Source organism: Nocardia sp. NPDC004711 (genome assembly GCF_053601595.1).
This window is the reverse complement of the sequence record NZ_JBSGCB010000025.1, coordinates 81,057-101,210: the sequence shown is the minus strand read 5'-3', so window position 1 is coordinate 101,210 and position 20,154 is coordinate 81,057. Positions and strand designations below refer to the sequence as shown.

Annotated in this window: 19 protein-coding genes and 1 riboswitch; of the genes, 9 read left to right on the top strand and 10 right to left on the bottom strand. The window is 68.2% G+C overall.

Translation table 11 applies throughout. The features are described 5' to 3' along the window. Nucleotides 1-122 precede the first annotated feature (122 nt). Nucleotides 123-1,529 (top strand): class II fumarate hydratase, encoded by a 1,407-nt coding sequence (locus ACWEKS_RS25640; protein WP_452342426.1) that lies wholly within the window; start codon nucleotides 123-125, stop codon nucleotides 1,527-1,529. Between the two features lie 67 nt (nucleotides 1,530-1,596). Here the strand turns inward: ACWEKS_RS25640 and ACWEKS_RS25635 are convergent, their stop codons facing one another. Further along, complete coding sequence (locus ACWEKS_RS25635; RefSeq protein ID WP_452342425.1) at nucleotides 1,597-2,781, bottom strand: FAD-dependent monooxygenase; 1,185 nt, start codon at nucleotides 2,779-2,781, stop codon at nucleotides 1,597-1,599. A gap of 105 nt (nucleotides 2,782-2,886) precedes the next feature. Between ACWEKS_RS25635 and ACWEKS_RS25630 the strand changes: the two genes are divergently transcribed. Together ACWEKS_RS25630 and ACWEKS_RS25625 are read left to right on the top strand one after the other, a co-directional pair. Beyond that, complete coding sequence (locus ACWEKS_RS25630) at nucleotides 2,887-3,639, top strand: TetR/AcrR family transcriptional regulator (RefSeq protein ID WP_452342424.1); 753 nt, start codon at nucleotides 2,887-2,889, stop codon at nucleotides 3,637-3,639. 49 nt (nucleotides 3,640-3,688) lie between these two features. Further along, the gene (locus ACWEKS_RS25625; RefSeq protein WP_354833445.1) at nucleotides 3,689-4,111 is read left to right on the top strand and encodes a limonene-1,2-epoxide hydrolase family protein; all 423 of its coding nucleotides are present in this window, start codon (nucleotides 3,689-3,691) and stop codon (nucleotides 4,109-4,111) included. Between the two features lie 108 nt (nucleotides 4,112-4,219). Here the strand turns inward: ACWEKS_RS25625 and ACWEKS_RS25620 are convergent, their stop codons facing one another. The 4 genes from ACWEKS_RS25620 to ACWEKS_RS25605 form a co-directional block, all read right to left on the bottom strand. Continuing rightward, nucleotides 4,220-5,077, bottom strand: a complete 858-nt coding sequence (locus ACWEKS_RS25620) for an acyl-ACP desaturase (protein WP_452342423.1) — start codon at nucleotides 5,075-5,077, stop codon at nucleotides 4,220-4,222. Between the two features lie 114 nt (nucleotides 5,078-5,191). Beyond that, nucleotides 5,192-5,713 carry an LGFP repeat-containing protein gene (locus tag ACWEKS_RS25615; RefSeq protein WP_452342422.1) on the bottom strand — a complete coding sequence of 174 codons (522 nt, stop codon included), beginning with the start codon at nucleotides 5,711-5,713 and terminating at the stop codon, nucleotides 5,192-5,194. Nucleotides 5,714-5,896: 183 nt separating this feature from the next. Next, entirely contained in the window at nucleotides 5,897-7,249 is a 1,353-nt protein-coding gene (locus ACWEKS_RS25610) for a PhoH family protein (RefSeq protein WP_452342454.1), read from the bottom strand. A 288-nt stretch (nucleotides 7,250-7,537) separates the two neighbouring features. After that, complete coding sequence (locus ACWEKS_RS25605) at nucleotides 7,538-7,924, bottom strand: DUF488 domain-containing protein (RefSeq protein ID WP_452342421.1); 387 nt, start codon at nucleotides 7,922-7,924, stop codon at nucleotides 7,538-7,540. Nucleotides 7,925-7,946: 22 nt separating this feature from the next. Here ACWEKS_RS25605 and ACWEKS_RS25600 point away from each other — a divergent pair, with 22 nt between their 5' ends. Together ACWEKS_RS25600 and ACWEKS_RS25595 are read left to right on the top strand one after the other, a co-directional pair. Next, the gene (locus ACWEKS_RS25600) at nucleotides 7,947-8,219 is read left to right on the top strand and encodes a hypothetical protein (RefSeq protein ID WP_354833438.1); all 273 of its coding nucleotides are present in this window, start codon (nucleotides 7,947-7,949) and stop codon (nucleotides 8,217-8,219) included. Nucleotides 8,220-8,396: 177 nt separating this feature from the next. Continuing rightward, a complete protein-coding gene (locus ACWEKS_RS25595; protein WP_354833436.1) occupies nucleotides 8,397-8,705 on the top strand; it encodes a glutaredoxin domain-containing protein in 309 nt (102 codons plus the stop codon). A gap of 112 nt (nucleotides 8,706-8,817) precedes the next feature. Here ACWEKS_RS25595 and glyA read toward each other — a convergent pair whose 3' ends face one another. Both glyA and ACWEKS_RS25585 read right to left on the bottom strand, forming a co-directional pair. Then, complete coding sequence (gene glyA, locus ACWEKS_RS25590; protein ID WP_452342453.1) at nucleotides 8,818-10,113, bottom strand: serine hydroxymethyltransferase; 1,296 nt, start codon at nucleotides 10,111-10,113, stop codon at nucleotides 8,818-8,820. 105 nt (nucleotides 10,114-10,218) lie between these two features. Then, nucleotides 10,219-10,303: riboswitch (ZMP/ZTP riboswitch) on the bottom strand. 369 nt (nucleotides 10,304-10,672) lie between these two features. After that, nucleotides 10,673-11,872 carry a DUF885 domain-containing protein gene (locus ACWEKS_RS25585; protein WP_452342420.1) on the bottom strand — a complete coding sequence of 400 codons (1,200 nt, stop codon included), beginning with the start codon at nucleotides 11,870-11,872 and terminating at the stop codon, nucleotides 10,673-10,675. Between the two features lie 407 nt (nucleotides 11,873-12,279). Here ACWEKS_RS25585 and coaA point away from each other — a divergent pair, with 407 nt between their 5' ends. After that, nucleotides 12,280-13,212 carry a type I pantothenate kinase gene (gene coaA / locus ACWEKS_RS25580; RefSeq protein ID WP_452342419.1) on the top strand — a complete coding sequence of 311 codons (933 nt, stop codon included), beginning with the start codon at nucleotides 12,280-12,282 and terminating at the stop codon, nucleotides 13,210-13,212. Nucleotides 13,213-13,354: 142 nt separating this feature from the next. Here coaA and ACWEKS_RS25575 read toward each other — a convergent pair whose 3' ends face one another. After that, on the bottom strand, nucleotides 13,355-13,960 hold the full coding sequence (locus ACWEKS_RS25575) for a hypothetical protein (RefSeq protein WP_452342418.1): 606 nt from the start codon (nucleotides 13,958-13,960) through the stop codon (nucleotides 13,355-13,357). Nucleotides 13,961-14,040: 80 nt separating this feature from the next. After that, nucleotides 14,041-14,820: an isoprenyl transferase gene (locus ACWEKS_RS25570; RefSeq protein WP_354833426.1), complete on the bottom strand. Its 780-nt coding sequence runs from the start codon at nucleotides 14,818-14,820 to the stop codon at nucleotides 14,041-14,043. A 144-nt stretch (nucleotides 14,821-14,964) separates the two neighbouring features. On the opposite strand from ACWEKS_RS25570, the gene trhA reads away from it, so the two are divergent. From trhA to ACWEKS_RS25555, 3 genes are all read left to right on the top strand, one after another. Then, complete coding sequence (gene trhA / locus ACWEKS_RS25565; protein ID WP_452342417.1) at nucleotides 14,965-15,672, top strand: PAQR family membrane homeostasis protein TrhA; 708 nt, start codon at nucleotides 14,965-14,967, stop codon at nucleotides 15,670-15,672. A gap of 58 nt (nucleotides 15,673-15,730) precedes the next feature. After that, nucleotides 15,731-17,305 (top strand): adenylate/guanylate cyclase domain-containing protein, encoded by a 1,575-nt coding sequence (locus ACWEKS_RS25560; protein WP_452342416.1) that lies wholly within the window; start codon nucleotides 15,731-15,733, stop codon nucleotides 17,303-17,305. Nucleotides 17,306-17,542: 237 nt separating this feature from the next. Next, on the top strand, nucleotides 17,543-18,019 hold the full coding sequence (locus ACWEKS_RS25555) for a hypothetical protein (protein WP_452342415.1): 477 nt from the start codon (nucleotides 17,543-17,545) through the stop codon (nucleotides 18,017-18,019). Nucleotides 18,020-18,044: 25 nt separating this feature from the next. Here ACWEKS_RS25555 and ACWEKS_RS25550 read toward each other — a convergent pair whose 3' ends face one another. Next, nucleotides 18,045-20,132 (bottom strand): thioredoxin domain-containing protein, encoded by a 2,088-nt coding sequence (locus tag ACWEKS_RS25550; protein WP_452342414.1) that lies wholly within the window; start codon nucleotides 20,130-20,132, stop codon nucleotides 18,045-18,047. Nucleotides 20,133-20,154 lie beyond the last annotated feature (22 nt).

The window sequence follows — 20,154 nt, the reverse complement described above, 5'->3', positions numbered from 1 at the left end:
GGATCCGTCCACCGGGGCGGCGCTGTCTCCGGGACCGGCGATGTCCTATTCCCACAGGCGCTGTGCGGATTCCCTCAGGCGTGGCACTCCCACGGGGTGCGCGGCGGGCATAGGGTCGGTTCATGAGCGAGGAGACGCAGTACCGCATCGAACACGACACCATGGGCGAGGTCCGCGTTCCCGTCGACGCGCTGTGGCGGGCGCAAACCCAGCGGGCGGTGGAGAACTTCCCGATCAGCGGACGCGGCCTGGAGCGCGCGCAGATTCGCGCACTCGGCCTGCTGAAGGCCGCCTGCGCGGCCGTGAATCGCGATCTGGGTCTATTGGACAAGGCCAAGGCCGACGCCATCATCGCGGCGGCGGAGGAGGTCGCCGACGGCCGCCACGACGACCAGTTCCCGATCGATGTCTTCCAGACCGGATCGGGCACCAGCTCGAACATGAACGCCAACGAGGTGATCGCGAGCGTCGCCGCCCGTGACGGCGTCACCGTGCACCCCAACGACGACGTGAACATGTCGCAGTCGTCCAATGACACCTTCCCCACCGCAACGCATCTCGCGGCTACCGAGGCGGTGGTCAAGGATCTGGTCCCGGCCCTGGATCATCTGCGGCTGGCGCTGCTGGACAAGTCCCAGGAGTGGAAGTACGTGGTCAAGTCCGGCCGTACCCATCTGATGGACGCGGTTCCGGTCACCCTGGGCCAGGAGTTCGGCGGCTACACCCGGCAGGTGAGTGCGGGCATCGAGCGCCTGCTGGCCACCCTGCCCCGGGTGGGCGAGCTGGCCATCGGCGGCACCGCGGTCGGCACCGGATTGAACGCGCCGGCCGGTTTCGGCGCGAAAGTCGTTGCGGAGCTGGCCCGGGTGACCGATCTGGATCACCTGTCGGAGGCCCGCGACCACTTCGAGGCGCAGGCGGCCCGCGACGGCCTGGTGGAGTTGTCCGGTGCGCTGCGCACGGTCGCGATCAGTCTGACCAAGATCGCCAACGATATTCGCTGGATGGGTTCGGGCCCGCTCACCGGTCTGGCCGAGCTACAGCTGCCGGACCTGCAGCCGGGTTCCTCGATCATGCCGGGCAAGGTGAATCCGGTACTGCCGGAGGCGGTTACGCAGGTGGCCGCGCAGGTCATCGGCAATGATGCCGCGATCGCCTGGGGCGGCGGCAGCGGCGCCTTCGAATTGAACGTCTACATTCCGATGATGGCCCGCAATGTGCTGGAGTCGATTCGCCTGCTGGCCAATGTCTCCCGCCTGTTCGCCGACAAGTGCGTCCGTGGCCTGGTCGCCGATGTGGACCGGCTGCGGCGGCTGGCGGAATCCTCGCCGTCGATCGTGACCCCGTTGAATTCGGCCATCGGTTACGAGGAGGCGGCGGCCGTCGCCAAGCAGGCGTTGAAGGAGCACAAGACGATCCGGCAGACGGTCATCGACCGCGGTCTGATCGGCGACAAGCTCTCGCTGGAGGAGCTGGATCGCCGGCTGGATGTGCTCTCCATGGCGCAGGTGGATGGAAAGAACGAATAGGGCGCCACATTCGGCATCCGGCTGGGCGGGTGCGGCGGCGGTGGCGCTGCCACACCCGCGCCAGGGTTCACGCGGCCCCGACCATGTCCGGGTAGTTCTTCAGATCGATGTCGTTCTTGGCGTTCTCGGCGTACTTCGCCATCATCTTGAAGCCGCGCGAACGCACGAACCAATTACGAAGGCGCAGACCGCGTGCGGTCCGAGGCGCCAGGAATCGGCCGGGGCTGGCATCGTCGGTCTTGCGCAGCAGGCGCTTCATGATCTCCTCGTAGCGAGCGAATGCCACGGTGTGATCGCCGTCGGCCGCGGCCAATTCACCGGCCAGCACATAGGCCCCGACAATCGCCGAACCGGTGCCGAATCCGTTCAGCGTGTGGCCGTGCGCGGAATCGCCGACCAGCGCCACCCGCCCCGACGTGAAGTGCTTCATCGACACCTTGGCGATGGCGTCCAGGTAGAAGCCGTCCAGGCGCGGGAGTTCGGCCAGCATGCGCGGCACCTCCCAGCCCATTCCGGCGAAACGCTCGGCGACGATACCGCGCTGCTGATCGAAATCGTCACGCGAGTAATCGATTTCGGGCGAGGCGAACAGGTACATCTGCGCGGCCTTGTTACCGCCCGTCATGGCGAGCCGGCCGGGGGTATTGCAGCCGAGAGACCTGGCGCGGGGCCGATTCCCTTCCGGCATGTCCTCCCAGACCGAGGCTCCCGCGATGGCGTAGTAGTAGCCGTCGTGCGTGACGAAGTCCGCCTCCGGGCCGAAGGCCAGCTTCCGCACCCGTGAATGGATGCCGTCGCATCCGAAGACCAGATCGAAGACCCGCGCGGGCGCGTTCTCGAATTCGACGTATACGCCGTCGCCGGTCTCCCGCAGCGCGGTGACGGTGTCGCCGAAGAGGTATTCGCACTCTCCCGCGGTCCGGCTGTAGAGGATCCGGGCGAGGTCGCCGCGCAGGATCTCGATATCGCCGCCGAGGAACTCCCCGGCCATCACGGCCTGCTCGACGCCACTCTCGTCGATCAGCACCCAGTCGGTCTTACCGGTCTGCCGCCGCTCGATGTCGTCGAGCACGCCCATGCGCTCGAGCACGGTCATGTGGGTCTCGCCGGTGAAATCGACGGCCTGGCCGCCGGCGCGCAGCGCGGGCGCCTTCTCGACCACGGTCACCTGGAAGCCGTAGCGGTGCAGCCAGTAGGCGAGGGCAGGGCCGGCGACGCTGGCTCCGGAGATGAGGACGGTGGTGTTGCGCATGGCGGTGACTCCTTCGATAACTGCGTCCATCGGACGCTGTTGATGGCGATAGCGTACGATGGACGCAGTTTCACGTCAAGCTCGGAATCCGGAAGGATGGCGACCATGTCGGCACCGACCACCCTCGAACTGCTCTGGGGCTCCCCCGACCGTCCTCGGCGCGGGCCCAAGCCGTCCCTCACACTGGAGCGCATCGTCGCCGAGGCCATCGACCTCGCCGACGCCGAAGGACTGGCCAACCTGTCCATGGCGCGGCTGGCCGAACGCCTCGGCTGCGCCAAGATGGCGCTGTACCGCTACTTCCCCGGCAAGACCGAGCTCATCGCGCTCATGCTGGACACCGCCCTCGGCGTGCCGCCGGAAAACACCACCGCCCCTTCGGATTCCGATCCGGAACCCTGGCGCACCTATCTACGCCCGTGGACCGAGACCTTCTTCACCCGGGCCGTCGCACACCCCTGGGGGAACGACGCGTCCACCGGCGTCCGCCCGATGGGCCCCAATGAGCTGGCCTGGCTCGATTCGGCCGTCGGCGCGCTGGACGGCACCGGTCTGACCGCGGCCGAGTGTTTCGACACCGTCGTGCTGCTGCTGGGTCACGCCCGCGGCATTGCCCAGCAGACCGCGACGGCGGGTGAGGATCTGGAGGGCGAACTGGCCCGAGAGCTCGGCGCGGTGCTGTCGGCGCAGGCAGAGCGCTTTCCGCACGCCGCGGCCGCCTTCGCCGAGACCATGTCCGGAACCGCCGCCGAGACCGGCCGCGACAATGCCCTCGCCTTCGGCATCGATCGCATCCTGGACGGTTTGGCCGTGCTCCTCGAGACCCGGCGTAACCGCCACGAACGGACACAGCGGTAGTTGCCGCGGATATCTGTGCCACTGCCCGGTTTCGGCCTACGCTCGGCTCATGTCAGAGCTACCCGAGCTGAAGCAGGATCCGGTCACCACGGTGCGCGAGTTCTTCGCGGCAATGGAAATGAAGATCGTCGGCGAAGCCCTGGAGCTGGTCGATCCCGGCATCGTCTGGAAGAACACCTCGCTCCCCGACATTCGCGGCGTGGACCGCGTGCGCTGGGTCCTGAATCTGCTCAACAGTCCCCGCTACGGCTTCCGCGCCGATATGCATCACATCGCCGCCACCGAGGACGGCACGGTGCTCACCGAACGCACCGACTATCTGCGCATGGGCCCGGTCGAGATCTCGTTCTGGGTCTGCGGCACCTTCGAGTTCCGTGACGGCCGCATCACGCTGTGGCACGACCACTTCAGCTGGGAGAACTTCCTGCGCGGCACGGTCACCGGCGTCGTGCGCGCACTCCTTCCCCGCTGAGCCGGCTCCCTAGGCGGAAAGCACGACGCCCGCCACGTATTCGCGGCGGGCGTCGGCATCGAACCGCGCACAGGGCACGGGATCAGGTTCTGCGGGGCAGGGGCATGCTCAGGGGCGCAGGTGGGCCAGTTCGGCGCGCGCCTTCTCGCCTTCCTCACCGAAGTCGTTGCGGGTGAAGATCTTCCACTGCTCGAGCAGGGGCGCGAAGACCAGTTCGGCTTCGTTCGCACGGTCGTAGATGCCGGCCTCGGCGAGGACCTCGTCGCTGGTGCGGCCGTCGGCGAGCTGCACCACGGGGGCGTGGAAGTCGGCGATGCGGTCGGCGATGGCGCGCACGGTCTGATCGGGCGCCAGGTCGAGGGCCGCGCCGACCAGGTTGGCGAAGAAGACGGCCTGCAGTTCGTCGTCGGCGGCCAACCGGTCGGCGATGGTCGCGACCATGACATTGTCGGCCAGGCGCGCGGCGGTGCGGTGCCGGACGGCGGCCGCGGTCTCCTCCAGTGCCCAGGCGGCGAGCACGTCGGGCAGGTGCATGGCGGGGCGGCGGAAGCCGGTGGTCATGTGCGCCATGCGCATCCGCTCCAGCGCGACCGGGTCGACGGCGCGGGTGACCATCAGGTAGTTGCGGATGAGGATCTCGTGCCGGTTCTCCTCGGCGGTCCAGCGGCCGACCCAGCGCCACCACGGTCCGCTGCGCAGGTACTTGCCGACCTCGCGGTGGTAGGCGGGCAGGTTGTCGGCGATCAGCACGCTCACCGTGAGCGCGGTCTTGGAGACCTCGCTGAGGTCGGATTGCGCCGGATCCCAATCGGTTCCGCCGAGGAACTGGAAATTGCGGCCGTCGTCCCACGGCACGTAGTCGTGGGGCTGCCACTCGGGGGCGGCGGCGATGTGCCGCGCGAGGTTGGTCTCCACCTCGGCCGCGAGTGATTCCAGCAGTTCCCGATCGGACAAAACGTTCTGCACGCGAACAACCTAGCGGCATCGGGGCAAACATGGGGGCCTTCGCGCGGTATTCGAATCGGCTATAGCCGCAGCCAGGTCCGGGATGCCGTCACCGGGCAGCCCGGACCGGCCGGGCTACTTCTCGGTGACCGTGGTCTCGTTGTCCACCCAGGTGATGGAGCCGCCGCTGAAATCGCTCTGCTTGCCACCGGTGATGTCGTATTCGTCGCTGGTCGGGTAGCCGAGGGTGCCGTCGGCACCGCCCTGGTCGTCCCAGGCCTTGCGGATCTCGCCCCACACCACGTGGGTGCCGTGGGTCGGGCCGGAGTAGATCGCACCGCCAGAGAATTCCTGCATCATGCCGCCGTCGGGCGCGTCCATGGCGGGGCCGGTGGGCATACCGAGAGTGCCGATGGCGCCGCCCATCTGGTTGTACTTCTCGAGAATGCCGCCGGCGACGGCGATCTCGGCGCCGTCGCGGGTGGCCATCTTGGTTTCGGCGGCGTGGGTGTCGTCGCCGGCCGGCGCGGCGGCGGTGGTCGAGGTCGTGGACGACGCGGAGTTCTTGTTGTCGTCCTTGCCGCAGCCCGCGCCGAGCGCGGTGACGACCGCGAGCACCGCGATGGTGCCAGCCGTACGTCGTGCGAAGTGGTGCATTTTCCATCCTCCCGCGAATCCTGGCCGACAACTCGGTTACGATCCGGCGAATCGGACAGCGCTCACCGAAGGGATATCCGAGCTGGAATTACAGCGAAAGGTACCCCACCACATGTGAGTTCAACCACTTGCCAAAGAATTGCCCGGCCGGGGCGCGTCGCGCTCCGACCGGGCAGGTCCTAACTACCGGGCATCAGGAATGGGCCCGAACTCCTCCAGCATCTCGGTGACCAGCGCCGCGATCGGCGACCGCTCACTACGGGTCAGGGTGACGTGCGCGAACAACGGGTGCCCCTTGAGCTTTTCGATCACGGCGGCCACGCCGTCGTGCCGGCCCACGCGTAGGTTGTCACGCTGTGCGACGTCGTGGGTGAGCACCACCCGCGACCCGCTGCCCAACCGGCTCAGCACCGTGAGCAGCACATTGCGTTCCAGCGACTGCGCCTCGTCCACGATCACGAAGGAGTCGTGCAGCGAGCGCCCGCGAATGTGGGTGAGCGGCAGCACCTCCAGCATGCCGCGCGCCTGCACCTCCTCCATCACCTCCGGGCTGGCCAGCCCCTCGAGGGTGTCGAAGACGGCCTGCGCCCACGGTCCCATCTTCTCGCTCTCGGAGCCCGGCAGATAGCCGAGCTCCTGTCCACCCACCGCGTAGAGCGGCCGGAACACCACCACCTTCCGATGCGAGCGGCGCTCCAGCACCGCTTCGAGCCCGGCGGTCAGCGCCAGCGCGGATTTGCCGGTGCCGGCCCGCCCGCCGAGGGAGACGATGCCGACGCTCTCGTCGAGCAGCAGATCCAGCGCGATGCGCTGTTCGGCCGAGCGCCCGTGCAGCCCGAAGGCCTCGCGATCACCCCGCACCAGTTGCACCCGCTTGTCCGGCGTCACCCGCGCCAGCGCGCTGCCGCGCGGGCCGAGCATCCGAATTCCGGTGTGGCAGGGCATGTCCCGAGCCTCGTCGAGGTCGATGACGCTGTCGGAGTAGAGCTTGTCGACGGTGCCCGTGGCGACCTCCAGTTCCACCATGCCGGTCCAGCCGGAGGTGACGACATCCTGCGCGTGGTACTCGTCGGCCCGCAGGCCGACCGCGCCGGCCTTGACGCGCAGCGGAATGTCCTTGGACACCAGCACGACCCGCTGTCCCTCGGCGGCCAGGTTGAGCGCGCAGGCCAGGATGCGGGAATCGTTGGTGTCCGTGCGGAATCCGACGGGCAATACGGTTGGGTCGGTGTGGTTCAACTCCACCTGGAGTGTCCCGCCCTGGGTGCCGACCGACACCCGCTGATCGAGCCGACCGTGTGCCAGACGCATGTCGTCCAGCATGCGCAGTGCCTCGCGAGCGAACCAGCCGAGTTCGTGGTGATGGCGTTTGGCCTCGAGTTCACTGATCACCACCAGCGGCAGCACCACATGGTGCTCGCCGAAGCGGGTCAGTGCCCAGGGGTCGGACAGCAACACCGACGTGTCGACTACGAATGTTTTCGCCGGTCCGGAATCGGCCGACTGCGAGGCGCGAACTCCCCGTGTCGTGGTCAGCGGGCTCTGGTCAGAGCCGGCGTCCCTGCTGGGAGCGTTGACGGAGCGTGCATCAGTCACGGTGGGCTCCTTTGCCACTCGCGCGACACCGCGCGAGCGTTCTCGCTGGGCCGGTCAGCCTTGGGGTCGTACGACCCGAGGGCCGGGTGCCGGCCCCCTCGCACTGAGTTGCTCAGTCACGATCAGGACCTCCCGTACGAGCCACACCTACGCGGCTCGCACTCCCGACGCTACCGCCGAAATCGCGATCCGGCTTCCGGACTGCGGGGCGCATTGGTGAAGATCGCGTTAACGCGAGTCCGCTCTGTGTGTTTCGCCCAATTCACCCAGCAGCACGGGAACATGGCTGTGCTCCGGCTCTTTGGTGGCCGTGACCAGCGTCAACGGGGCGGTCGCGGCCTCCGACCGCAGGCGCGCCAGCCCCTCCTGCGCCGCGTCCGCGGCGAGCTCGATTCGATACCGGCGCTCGAACTCGGCACGGCGTGTCTCCGGCGCGGCGTGATACCACCTCCGCAGCTCGTTCGACGGCGTCACGTCCTTGGCCCATTCGTCTATGGCCGCTTGCTGTTTGCTGATGCCGCGCGGCCAGAGCCGGTCCACCAGCACCCGGCGGCCGTCGGCCGCATCGGGATCGTCGTACACGCGCTTGACCCGGTACCTGGGTTGCTGTGTCATGCCCTCCATTACAGTCGAGGTCATGGCCGAAACTGCGGATCTGGCAACGCTGCCCACCAAGGAATTGCACGACCGTGCTGTGAAGCTGGCAGCCCGGCGCGGCGACATCAAGTTCCTGTGGCAACTGCTCAAGGCGATTCCCGGCGCCGAGGTCGCGGCCGGCAATCAGGGCGAGGGCGAGGTCGACATCTGGAACACCGTCGCCCTGCTCGACGACTACTTCCACGCCGGCGAGGGCAGGGTCGGCGAGGCGCTGCGCCCGATGTACCTGGACTACCTGAGCAAGCACGCCTGAATCAGGAGCCGTCGTGCGTGCCGTGTCATCCCGTCGGCACGGCACGCACGACGGACTCGAACCGAATCGCCTGCGCTGCTCGGTGATTCCCGATTCCGAGGCACCGACTCTCGGCCCCGGCGTCAGTCCCGCCCCGCCGACATGGTGGGGGCGGCCGCGCGGACCTAGACTCCGATCATGACCACCGACGCCACCCCGGAACTGGTCGTCTACCGCCGCCCGGGTTGCCCCTACTGCTCCCGCATGCGCCGAGTGCTCAATCGCCACGGCATCGTCCACCGCGAGGTCGACATCTGGCAGGACCCGGAGGCGGCCGCCTTCGTCCGCTCGGTGGCCGACGGCAACGAGACCGTCCCCACGGTCGTCCTGCGCGACGGCGACTCCGAACGGAACTGGGTGAACCCGCATCCCAAGCAGCTGATCGCCACCGTGACCGCGGACGCACCGAGCCTCACGGGCGGGCCGCGCAAGTTCTGGTCGTTCTAGCCGGGAATCCCTGGCGGGCAACGAATCTCATCGCGACCCAGAGTCGCACCGCGACGCGGAGAGCCCGCCGCGATCATGGAATCGCGGCGGGCTCTCGATTGCCCGGCGGGCCTCAGCCCAGCAGGCGCCAGTCCTCCAGGCCGTCGTACAGCGGGAAGTCCTGCGCCAGCGTGGAAACGCGCTGACGCAGCGAGTCCAGGTCGGCGGAGCCGGTGAGGGCGGCGGCGATGATGTCGGCGACCTCGGTGAACTGCTCGTCGCCGAAGCCGCGGGTGGCCAGCGCCGGGGTGCCGATGCGCAGGCCGGAGGTGACCATCGGCGGGCGCGGGTCGAACGGAACGGCGTTGCGGTTCACGGTGATTCCGATTTCGTGCAGCAGATCCTCGCCCTGCTGGCCGTCCAGCTGCGAGTTGCGCAGGTCCACCAGCACCAGGTGCACGTCGGTGCCGCCGGTGAGCACGGTGATGCCCTTGGCCTTGGCGTCGGGCGCGGTCAGGCGCTCGGCGAGGATCTTGGCGCCGGAGATGGTGCGCTCCTGGCGCTCCTTGAACTCCGCGCTGCCGGCGATCTTGAAGGCCACGGCCTTGGCGGCGATGGCGTGCATGAGCGGGCCGCCCTGCTGACCCGGGAAGACCGCGGAGTTCAGCTTCTTGGCGAATTCCTGCTTCGCCAGGATCAGACCGGAGCGGGGGCCGCCCAGGGTCTTGTGCACGGTCGAGGACACCACGTCCGCGTACGGCACCGGCGACGGGTGCAGCCCGGCCGCGACCAGACCGGCGAAGTGCGCCATGTCGACCCACAGGTAGGCGCCGACCTCGTCCGCGATCTCACGGAAGGCAGCGAAGTCCAGGTGCCGGGGGTACGCCGACCAGCCGGCCACGATCACCTTCGGGCGGGTGTCGCGGGCGATCTTGCGCACCTCGTCCATGTCGACGCGGTGGTCTTCCTTGGCGACGCCGTAGGCGTGGACCTCGTACAGCTTGCCGGAGAAGTTCAGGCGCATGCCGTGGGTGAGGTGACCGCCGTGCGCCAGATCCAGGCCCAGCAGCTTCTCGCCCGGGTTCATCAGCGCCATCAGCACCGCGGCATTGGCCTGCGCGCCCGAATGCGGCTGGACATTGGCGAATTCCGCGCCGAACAGCTCCTTGACGCGGGCGCGGGCCAGATCCTCGACGATGTCGACGTTCTCGCAGCCGCCGTAGTAGCGGCGACCCGGGTAGCCCTCGGCGTACTTGTTGGTGAGCACGCTGCCCTGCGCCTGCAGCACCGCGCGCGGCACGAAGTTCTCCGAGGCGATCATCTCGAGGGTGTCGCGCTGGCGAGCGAGTTCGCCGCCCATCGCGGACGCGACCTCGGGATCGAGTTCGGCGAGGGACTGGCTGTTGACAGAGGCGCTCGTCTGGGTCACGCCGCCGAGTCTATTGGCCGCTGCCGCCGAGCCGATCCGGGGGTTCTCTGTCTCGTTCATCGCGCACCTCCGTTGTCCGGGTACCCCGAATACGGCTCGGGGGTCGCCAGGCACCCAGGCGCGCGGTGCCGGACTTCGGTGCTTCCCGGTGGTTGCTTCCACCTCGAGTGCGCCAGTCGCGGTCCGGTCATCCTATCTCGCGACCGGCGGCGACCATCCGCCGGTCGCCACGCGCGAAGGAATCGTGCCCCGGAAATTGGGGGCAGAGGAATCGTCGGCGCAGGAGAGACGACCGAATCGCCGTGAGCGGTGGACATCACTATGAAATCAGGCTATGGCAGGGCAACAAATCTCGGTAATGTATCGCCGCGCTGGCACAGTTACGCCAGTGACATTGGCCCATCCGATCTTTCGAGGAATCTTTCATGAGCGCTGACGCCACCACCATCCAGTCCCTGATCTTCACCCTGCTCAAGACCATGTGCACCATGTCCAGCGGCGGCGCGTCCTGTGCCAGCTGGGGCGCGTAAGCACCAATCAGGACGTCGGGGAGTACCCCTCACATGCGGCGGATCGCGCCGGGTGTGAGGGGTTCGTCCAAGAGACGGCGAAAACGCTCGGACCGGTCTTCCGGATCGGCTGCCCGGTCCAGCCACCCTCCCAGCAATCGATATCCCTCCACATAGGTGGAGATATAGGCCCGCCACAGCGGCGATGACAGGAATCGCAGCGATTGCGCGGCCCGCTCCGGAGTGACCAGACTCCAGCGCTGCAGAAATTCCGACACCTCGCCGGCATCCCGCCGGCGATCGTGCAGCAGCAGCGCGGCATCCTGGCGCACGCTCAGCAGATTCGCGGACGCGTTCGAAATCCTTTCGGCGCGTTCGCCATCGAAGCGCAGCCCCAGGTCCGCGTAGATCTCCTGCGCCCAGCGGCCCCAGCCCGGGCCGACGATCGACTTCAGGGCCAGATCGGCCAGCCCCTCCGCCATCAGGCACTGCGGGGTGTTCACCAGGAACAGCGTCTGCTCGGCCTGCCCCGCGCCCACCAGCCCGGCCTCTTTCCGGCAGTGCTCGGTGTGATGACCCGGGTAGGCCTCGTGCGCGATCAGTTGCGGCAGCTGTGACATGTGCTGCTTGAGATCGGAATTGATGGCCACCCGGGATTGGTAGTTGCCCAGGTAATAGTTGAAGCCCGACCACGGCTTGTCGCCCACCACTTCGTATTCCACGTGCTCGTGGTCCGGCAGCGGATAGCGGTCGCGCACGAGTTCCCGCAGCGCGCCGGAGAACGCGGCCACGCATTCCTTCAGGCGTTCGGGCGGAATCTCGTCCTGGCGGCGGTGCACGGTAATCCGGTCGAGCAGTTCGCCGTCACCGGGCAGCACCTCGTCCAGCTGCCGGTGCGCCTCACGGTAGTTCTCGGTATCGCCGGGGGTGATATCCACGTCGAAGTAGGCGCGGACCTCGTCGACGAAGTTGATGTCCTCGCCGGCGAATTTGCGGCCCGAGCATTCCATCGCCCGCAGGTGCGCATCCAGGAATTCGACGCGCTCCGCGGGGAGGCCCGCCTCGGGCAGTTCCTTGCGCAGTGCGGCTGCCCCGTGGGCGATATCACGCGGCTCCGGCGCGGGCGCGTTCTCCACCTCGCGGCGCAGGCCGGGATCGCCGGTATAGGCGTCCACGAAACCCTCTTCGAGCCGGTCGAATGCCAGACCCAGCCGCAGATATTCAGTGACCAGTGGATGCGCTCTGTTCAATTTGCCCTCCGCTTCGCTCCGGGCGGGTTCGCGGCCCTGGAGGTCTCGATTCTTCCCTCCCTCCGCTCCTCCGCTGCGCTCCCCCGCTCCACTCAGTCCAGAATCGAGACGGGCCGCGAACCATTATGTCCTTCAGCCGCCCGTATCAGCCTGTCGTGCAACCTCACCGGATACGCCCAGGGGCTGAGGTGTTGCCCATCTCACTAGAGTTACCCGTCAGTAGCAACACCTGGTGTTCACCCGCATGTTGGAGCCGAGCACAATTCGGCTATGCGTGGAGTGTTGGCCGGATCGCCGGGCACGGCGACGATGCGGCTTCCCGAGAGCTGTTGTTGTCGGCCGGCCCGAATGCGGGGACACGAGTGTCGAGTACGGGGACGCGGGTCTCGAGTGCGGGGACACGAATAATGGCGCGGATGAGCGAGCCCAGCCCGTACGTGGAATTCGACCGCAAGCAGTGGCGCACCCTGCGCAAGTCGACTCCCCTGGTCCTCACCGAGGAAGAACTGGTCGGCCTGCGCGGTCTGGGTGAGCAGATCGACCTCGAGGAGGTGGCCGAGGTCTACCTCCCCCTGGCCCGTCTCATCCACCTCCAGGTCGCGGCCCGGCAGCGCCTGTTCGCCGCCACCGCCACCTTCCTCGGCGAGACCCACCCGGACCGTCAGGTGCCGTTCGTCATCGGCGTGGCGGGCTCGGTGGCCGTCGGCAAGTCCACCACCGCGCGTGTGCTGCAGGCGCTGCTGGCGCGCTGGGACCACCATCCGCGGGTGGATCTGGTCACCACCGACGGATTCCTGTACCCGACAGCCGAACTCACCCGGCGCGGCATCATGCACCGCAAGGGCTTCCCGGAGTCCTACGACCGGCGCAAGCTGCTGCGCTTCGTCACCGAGGTGAAATCCGGTGCGCACGAGGTGTGCGCGCCCGTCTACTCGCACATCGCCTACGACATCGTGCCCGGCGAATACCACTGCGTGCGCCAGCCCGACATTCTGATCGTCGAGGGCCTGAACGTGCTGCAGACCGGGCCGCGGCTGATGGTGTCGGACCTGTTCGACTTCTCGGTCTATGTCGACGCCCGCATCGAGGACATCGAGAACTGGTACGTGCAGCGCTTCCTGTCGCTGCGCAGGACCGCCTTCCAGGATCCGAATTCGCACTTCCACCACTACGCGAACTTCAACGACCAGGAAGCCAGCAACCAGGCCAAGGAAATCTGGCACAACACCAACCGCCCGAATCTGGTGGAGAACATCCTGCCGACGCGCCCGCGCGCGACGCTGGTGCTGCGCAAGGACTCCGACCACTCCATCAACCGGCTGCGACTCCGGAAGCTCTGAGCTCCCCCGCCGCCCCGGGACTTCAGCGGACAGCTCGGTGCCGTCGGCAGTTTCGCATCCGTGCCGGCGGTTGGGAGCCGAACCTATTGTGGACGTACCCGGCGAGTTACCCTCGCGTCACGAAATCAGTCGTCGCGTTGGTTCATAGCTTCCAGGCGGCATCGAGTCGGGCGCCGACGTCGATATCGGTGGCTGCCTGGATGTGCGGTTTGGAGATCTCCGTGGCGATATAGCGTGCGACGAAGCGGCGGATCTCGTGGTCGACGCTGGCGAGAATGCGTAGCAATTCCCCGCGGCGGGTCGCGCTGGCGACATTGATGCGGACATTGCTGGGCTGCGGCTCGTCGATTTCGATGAGGACCCGCAGCGGCTCCGCGGTGCGGACGGTCAGGTGCAGGTGAATGGTGCCGTCCACCCGGAACGGATACCGATCCACCGCCAGGTCGATGAGCAGGTCGACCTTGAGCGGGATCACCAGGTCGAACGAAATCAGGTCGTCCACTTCGCGATTCAGCCGTGGCCGCCCGAGCCGCACGGTGGCCGAGAGTTTCGCGAGCTTGCCGGGTCCCGCCCCGATCGGCCCGAATTCGAACGCCTCCCCCGTGAGCTTCTCGAACGCCCCGGCTATCCGCTCGGTGGAGGCGGCGTATTCCAGGAATCGGCGGCCGAAGTCCTCGTAGCCGATGTACGGCACCGCCACGACCTGGCTCTCGGCCGGGCCACTCAGCCCTTCACGCAGCTCGCTCATACTCCCCGACGGTACGGCAGCGACCGTCCCGCGAACACGGAAGCCATTGCACTGCAATGGAACCGTTGATTCGCCGTGTTCTACACCCCGAAGCGGCGGTGCCGCGCCGCGTAATCGCGCAGGGCGCGCAGGAAATCCACGCGCCGGAATTCCGGCCAGTACGCCTCGGTGAACCAGATCTCCGAATACGCGCTCTGCCACAACAGGAATCCCGACAGCCGCTGCTCGCCGGAGGTGCGGATGACGAGATCGGGATCGGGCTGGCCGGAGGTGTAGAGGTGCTGGCCGATGGCGTCGACGGTGATGGACTGGACCAGATCCTCGCCGGTCTCGCCCGCGTCCATCTCCTGGCGGACCAGCGAGCGCACCGCGTCGGCGATCTCCTGGCGGCCGCCGTAACCGATGGCGACATTGACGTGCACGCCGGTGCGGCCCTCGGTGCTCTTGGCCGCCTCGCTCAGGCGCCGGGCGAACTCGGCGGGCAGTTGATCGAGGGCGCCCACGATGCGGACGCTCCAATTCTGTTCCGGCGCAGAGAGTTCGTCGACGACGTCGGTGATGACCTCGAAGAGGGTCTCGAGCTCGTCGGAGTCGCGGCGCAGATTCTCGGTGGAGAGCAGGTAGAGGGTCACCATCTCGATGCCCGCCTCGCCACACCAGCCCACGAGTTCGGCGATCTTCAGCGCACCGACTCGATGGCCATGGCTGATATCGCTGAACCCGTTCTCCCGCGCCCACCGCCGGTTGCCATCGCACATCACGGCGACGTGCCGGGGATGTTGTTTGCCAGCCAGCTGCCTGGACAGCCGTGACTCGTATATGCGATATGGGAGTCCACGCACCTGACTCGCAATCTTCACGGCCGCAACCCTACGCCCCCGGAACGGATGGCGGAGCGACCGGGACAGACGAGCGAAACACCCGGGGCTCGTAGTGACGACAGCCACTATGAAGGGTGGCCCACCGCCAACCTACGCTACCGTAGGTTACCGAGGAGGAAACTAATGGCCGAGGCAATACAGCCGGTCGACCCGGCGGTGGGGGTCATCGAAACCGTCCGCGAGGAGCTGGAATTCATCAAGCCCCGCATGCGCGGATGGATTCACGCCTGGGCCGTGGGCGTCGCCGCCATCGCGGTGATCGTGCTGGTGTCGGTGGCGAGCACCGTGTCGGCGAAGGCCGCCTGGTCGACGCTGGTCTACGGGATCACGGTGTGCGGGGTTTTCGGGATCAGCGCGACCTATCACCGGGTGAACTGGAAGACCGCGCGGGCCCGCATGTGGATGAAGCGGGCGGACCATTCGATGATCTTCCTGTTCATCGCTGGCAGCTACACACCGTTCGCCCTGCTCGGCGTCCGCGGCACCGCGGGCACCGTCCTGCTGACCATGGTGTGGGCGGGCGCGCTGGCCGGGGTAGCGCTGAAGATGCTGTGGCCCACCGCTCCCCGATGGGTCGGGGTGCCGTTGTATCTGCTGCTCGGGTGGGCCATCGTCCCGGTGGCCGGGACGCTCATCCACCACGTCGGCTGGACGCCGGTGATCTTGCTGCTCGCGGGCGGTATCGCCTACAGCGTGGGCGGGATCCTGTACGCGTCGCGCTGGCCGGACCCGTGGCCGGAGGTCTTCGGGCATCACGAGTTCTTCCACGCGGCAACGGTGGTCGCGGCGCTGTGCCACTACGTTGCCATCTGGTTCGTGCTGTTGCGCTGATCCGAGCAATTACTCACAAACGTGCAATCCGAGGCGAACGTTCTCTAAAGTCTGCGACGTGACCAGCAGACTCATCCTGTGGGCGCTGCGGGCGCCGGGGGGTCTGTCTGCTGTCGTCATGGCGTGCAATCTCGGTGGCCTCGCGGTGATCACCACCGAACTTTTCCTGAGTGGTTTCCTGAGCCGGCTCGGACCGGACTGGATGGCCACCTTCATTCAGGTGTCGATCTATCCGTCCATCGGCGCGCTGGTCGGCATCATGCTCGCGGTGCGGGATCGGCACCACTACTTCAGCTGGCTGGACCAGCGCCGGCCACCGACCGAGGTCGAGGCGAAACGGCTGCTGCGGCTGCCGGTCGCGATCACCGGACGGGCCCTGGCCATCTGGCTGCCAGGTGTGTTCGTGGCCGCCTTCGTCTTCGCGCACGCCACCGAGGACCGCAGCTTCCCGGTGGTGCTGTCGATGTTCACCCTGGGCGGGCTGGAGTCCGCGGCGCTGACCTTCCTGATCGTGGACCGGCTGATCCGGCCGACCATTCCGGTGGTGGCCGAGGTGCTGGACGAGACCGCGCACTGGAGCAATACCGTGCTGGCCCGGGTGCTGGTCACCTTCGCGGTGGCGGGCGCGGTACCGCTGTTCATGTTGATCACGGTGCTGGCCGACCCGTCCACCGATGCCCAGGACCGCATCCGGACCGGGATCTACATGGCCATCGTCGGCCTGTCCGCGGGCGCGGTGGCGACGGCGGCGCTGGCCCGGGCGGTGGCGACGCCCATGCACACGCTGCGCGATGCGCTGGACCGGATCGCCCGCGGCGATCTCGACGCCCGGGTGACGATCAACAGCACCAGCGAGATCGGGCGGCTCGAGCATTCGGTGAACGAGCTGGCCGCCAATCTCAGTGAGCGCGAGCGCATGCGGACCGTCTTCGGCCGGCACGTGGGTACCGAGGTGGCCGAGCGGGCGCTGTCGGGCAGCCCCAGCCTGACCGGCGACATGCGGGTGGCGACCGCGCTGTTCGTGGACGTGACCGGGTCGGTGGCCATGGCCACCGAGCTCGCCCCGCACGATTTCGTGGCCAAGCTGAATCGGCTGCTGTCCATCGTGGTGGCGGCCACCGAGGACAATCAGGGCCTGGTCAACAAGTTCGAAGGCGATGCGGCACTGTGCATTTTCGGCGCGCCCATCGCGCTCGACGACAATGCCACCCCGGCGCTGCGGGCCGCCCGCCGCATACGCGACGAGGTGGCCGCGCTGGGCGAGCTCGATGTGGGCATCGGCATCGCGCGCGGGCTGGTGTTCGCCGGTGATGTCGGCACCGACACCCGGCTGGAGTTCACCGTCATCGGCGACGCCGTCAACGAGGCCGCCCGCCTCACCACCGAGGCCAAACTGGTGCCGCGCCGCATTCTGGCCAGTCAGGCGGTCATAGACGCCGCCTGCGACGCCGAGCGCACGCAGTGGATCCTGCACGACACTCTCCACCTCCGCGGCCGCAAGGAACCCACTCCGGGCTGGACCGACGTGGTGTCCCCCGGAGCGCCCCACCGCAACGGCAGTGCCCCGCAGGCCGGCCCGCGACCGGCCGCACCCCCGTCTTCGGAGTCCGCCGGCCGGGCCGCGGATCGCTAATCATCAACCCGCGCAAGGGTCGGCCCTGCACCTGGCGGGACCTGGCAATACTCCGGTGAGAAACATGAACCGAACACCTCCGGGACTGTATGACCGCCCGCTCCGGGCGGCAACGGATTAAGCACCGGCGGCGCGGCCGGGCTCGGCCCGTCGAATCGCGGTGTCGTACCTGAGGAGTGGGCGCATGTCGTACTCGCGGGGGATTCGGTGCGGACCGGGGCGCCGGACAGTAGCGCTATGAATGAAATCGGCGCGTTCGAGCGGACTTCGGCCGCGGTGTGGGCACGGCCGCAGCGGGCGGTACTGGCTTATCGAGCGATCGTGGTCGCGCTGATCGCGGGCGTGGGCGAGACGTTGGGACGCGTCGCGCTCGCCCTCGATGAGCCCGCTGTCCACGTGGCCGGCCTCGCACTCGGGGTGCTGATCCGGGCGGCGATCTATCTGACGGTCTTCGCGCTGGCCGCCCGGATGCTGGCCGGAAACCTGTGGGCGCGAGGGATTCTCGTGGTGGGGTTGGGCACGATCGGCCTGGCCTCGCTGGCGGTCGAGCCGCTGCGGGCGGCGCTGACGGCTGAGCACCTCGGCGACCTCTTCACGCACTGGACCCCGAATGCGGTGATACTCGGGCTGTTTCGCGCCGCCCACCTCATCGCGGTGCTGGTCGCGGTGCCCGCCGCGGTCATGGCCGGGCACCGCGTCGACAGCGCGACCTGAACGCCGGCCGTGCCCGCAGCAGCGATCAGGCGGTGGGCGGGGGCAGCAGGCCGGCGCGCACATCCTCGACCGTGGTGACCGGGAGGTCGCAGACCGAGCCGCGGCAGATGTAGGCGGCGGAGGTGTCGCGCACCGGAGGCCGGTCGGCCAGCAGCGGCTGGGAGCCGACGGGGCCGGACACGATCACCGATCCGCCCGGGGCGGCGGCGCGGGCGGCCGCCACCAGCGTTGCGGCCCAACCGGATTCGCCATCCGGGCCGTCCACCACGGCCACCTGGATCGGGCCGCGCAGGGCGGCCTCCGCGACGGCGAGCCAGTGGCCGGCCGAGCGGGGCGCGCGAGCCAGCAGCACCGCACCCCGGGTCAGGGTGTGATCGGCCAGCTGCCGGTAGCGGTCGGCCCGCTGCGGGTCGGTGAGGGCGGCCGCGGTGAGCAGCGCCTCCGCGAGAACCGACGTGCCGGACGGGGTTGCGCCGTCCAGCGGGTCGCGCGGCCGGGTCAGCAGGGTCTCGGCGTCGTCGGCGGTGTCGAACCAGCTGCCGGAGGTTTCCGGATCGGCGAAGTGGGTGATGGCGGCGTCCAGCAGATCCTGCGCCGCGTCCAGCCAGTCCCCCTCGGCGGTCTGGTGCAGCGCGAGCAACCCCAGCGCCAGCCATGCGTAATCCTCCAGCACGCCCGGAGCCGCGCCGGGCACACCGCCCAGCGAGGCGCGGCAGACGCGGCCGCCGGTCACATGGGTGTCGAGCAGGAAGCGGGCGCACCGGACGGCGGCCGTGATCCACTCCGGATGTCCGTGTGCCGCACCGGCTTCCGCGAGCGCGACGATGGCCATGCCGTTCCAGGCGGTGACCGCCTTGTCGTCCCGCTCCGGCTGCGGGCGGCGCGCACGGGCGGCGGACAGTTTCGCCCGGATCGCCTCGAACCGCTCGTAATCGGCCGGTGTCGGATCGGTGTACCGGGTCAGCACCGAGGTGCCGTGCTCGAAGGTGCCCGCCGTGGTGACATTGAAAACCTCTGCCGCCCAGGCGCCGTCGAGCGCACCGAGCACACCGTTGAGTTCGGCGGGCGTCCACACGTACGTGGCGCCCTCCACGCCCGGCCCGCCCGGTTCCAGGTGGGTGTCCGCGTCCAGCGCCGAGGCGAAGGCCCCCTGCTCGGTACCGAGGTCCGTCAGCAGGAATTGCACGGTCTCGCGAGTCACCCGCAGCGCCAGCGGTTCCCACGCATCGGTCGCACGCTCATCGGCCGACGCGTCATACCCCCGCCGCGCCAGATGCGCGTACACACGCAGCAGCTGGGCATTGTCGTAGAGCATCTTCTCGAAGTGCGGCACCACCCACGCCGCATCCACCGAGTACCGCGCGAATCCGCCCCGCAGCTGGTCGTAGATGCCGCCGCGCGCCATCGACTCGCAGGTGAACGAAACAGTCTGCAACACAGTCGGATTGCCGGTCAGCTCGTAATGCCGGAGCAGTCCCTCCAGCAGGGCCGACGGCGGAAACTTGGGCGCGCCCCCGAACCCGCCGTGCTGCCCGTCCACATCCTTCGACACCGCACCGACCGCATGCTCGAGCAACTCCGGCCCGACCCCGATCTCCGCATCCGGCAACCCCGCGGTCTGTTGCCGCAGCGCGTCGGCCACCTGCGCCGCCGCCGTGTTCACCTCGTCGCGCCGGTTCCGCCACGTCTCGCTCACCGCCGTCAGCACCTGGGTGAACGACGGCATCCCGTGCCGCGGCGTCCTCGGGTAATACGTTCCGCAATAGAACGGCTCCCCCTCCGGCGTCAGGAAGCAGGTCATCGGCCACCCACCCTGCCCCGTCATGGCCACGGTGGCATTCATGTACACCGCGTCCAGATCAGGCCGCTCCTCCCGATCCACTTTGATGCACACGAAGTTCTCGTTCATGACCGCGGCGGTGGCCTCGTCCTCGAACGACTCGTGCGCCATCACATGACACCAGTGGCATGATGCGTATCCGATCGACAGCAGAATCGGCACATCCCGCTCGGCCGCCTCGGCCAGCGCCTCCGCATCCCACTCCCGCCAGTGCACCGGATTCCCAGCATGCTGACGCAAGTAAGGCGATGTCGCGCTGCCCAATCGGTTCATATCCCCACCCTTCCACACCCGG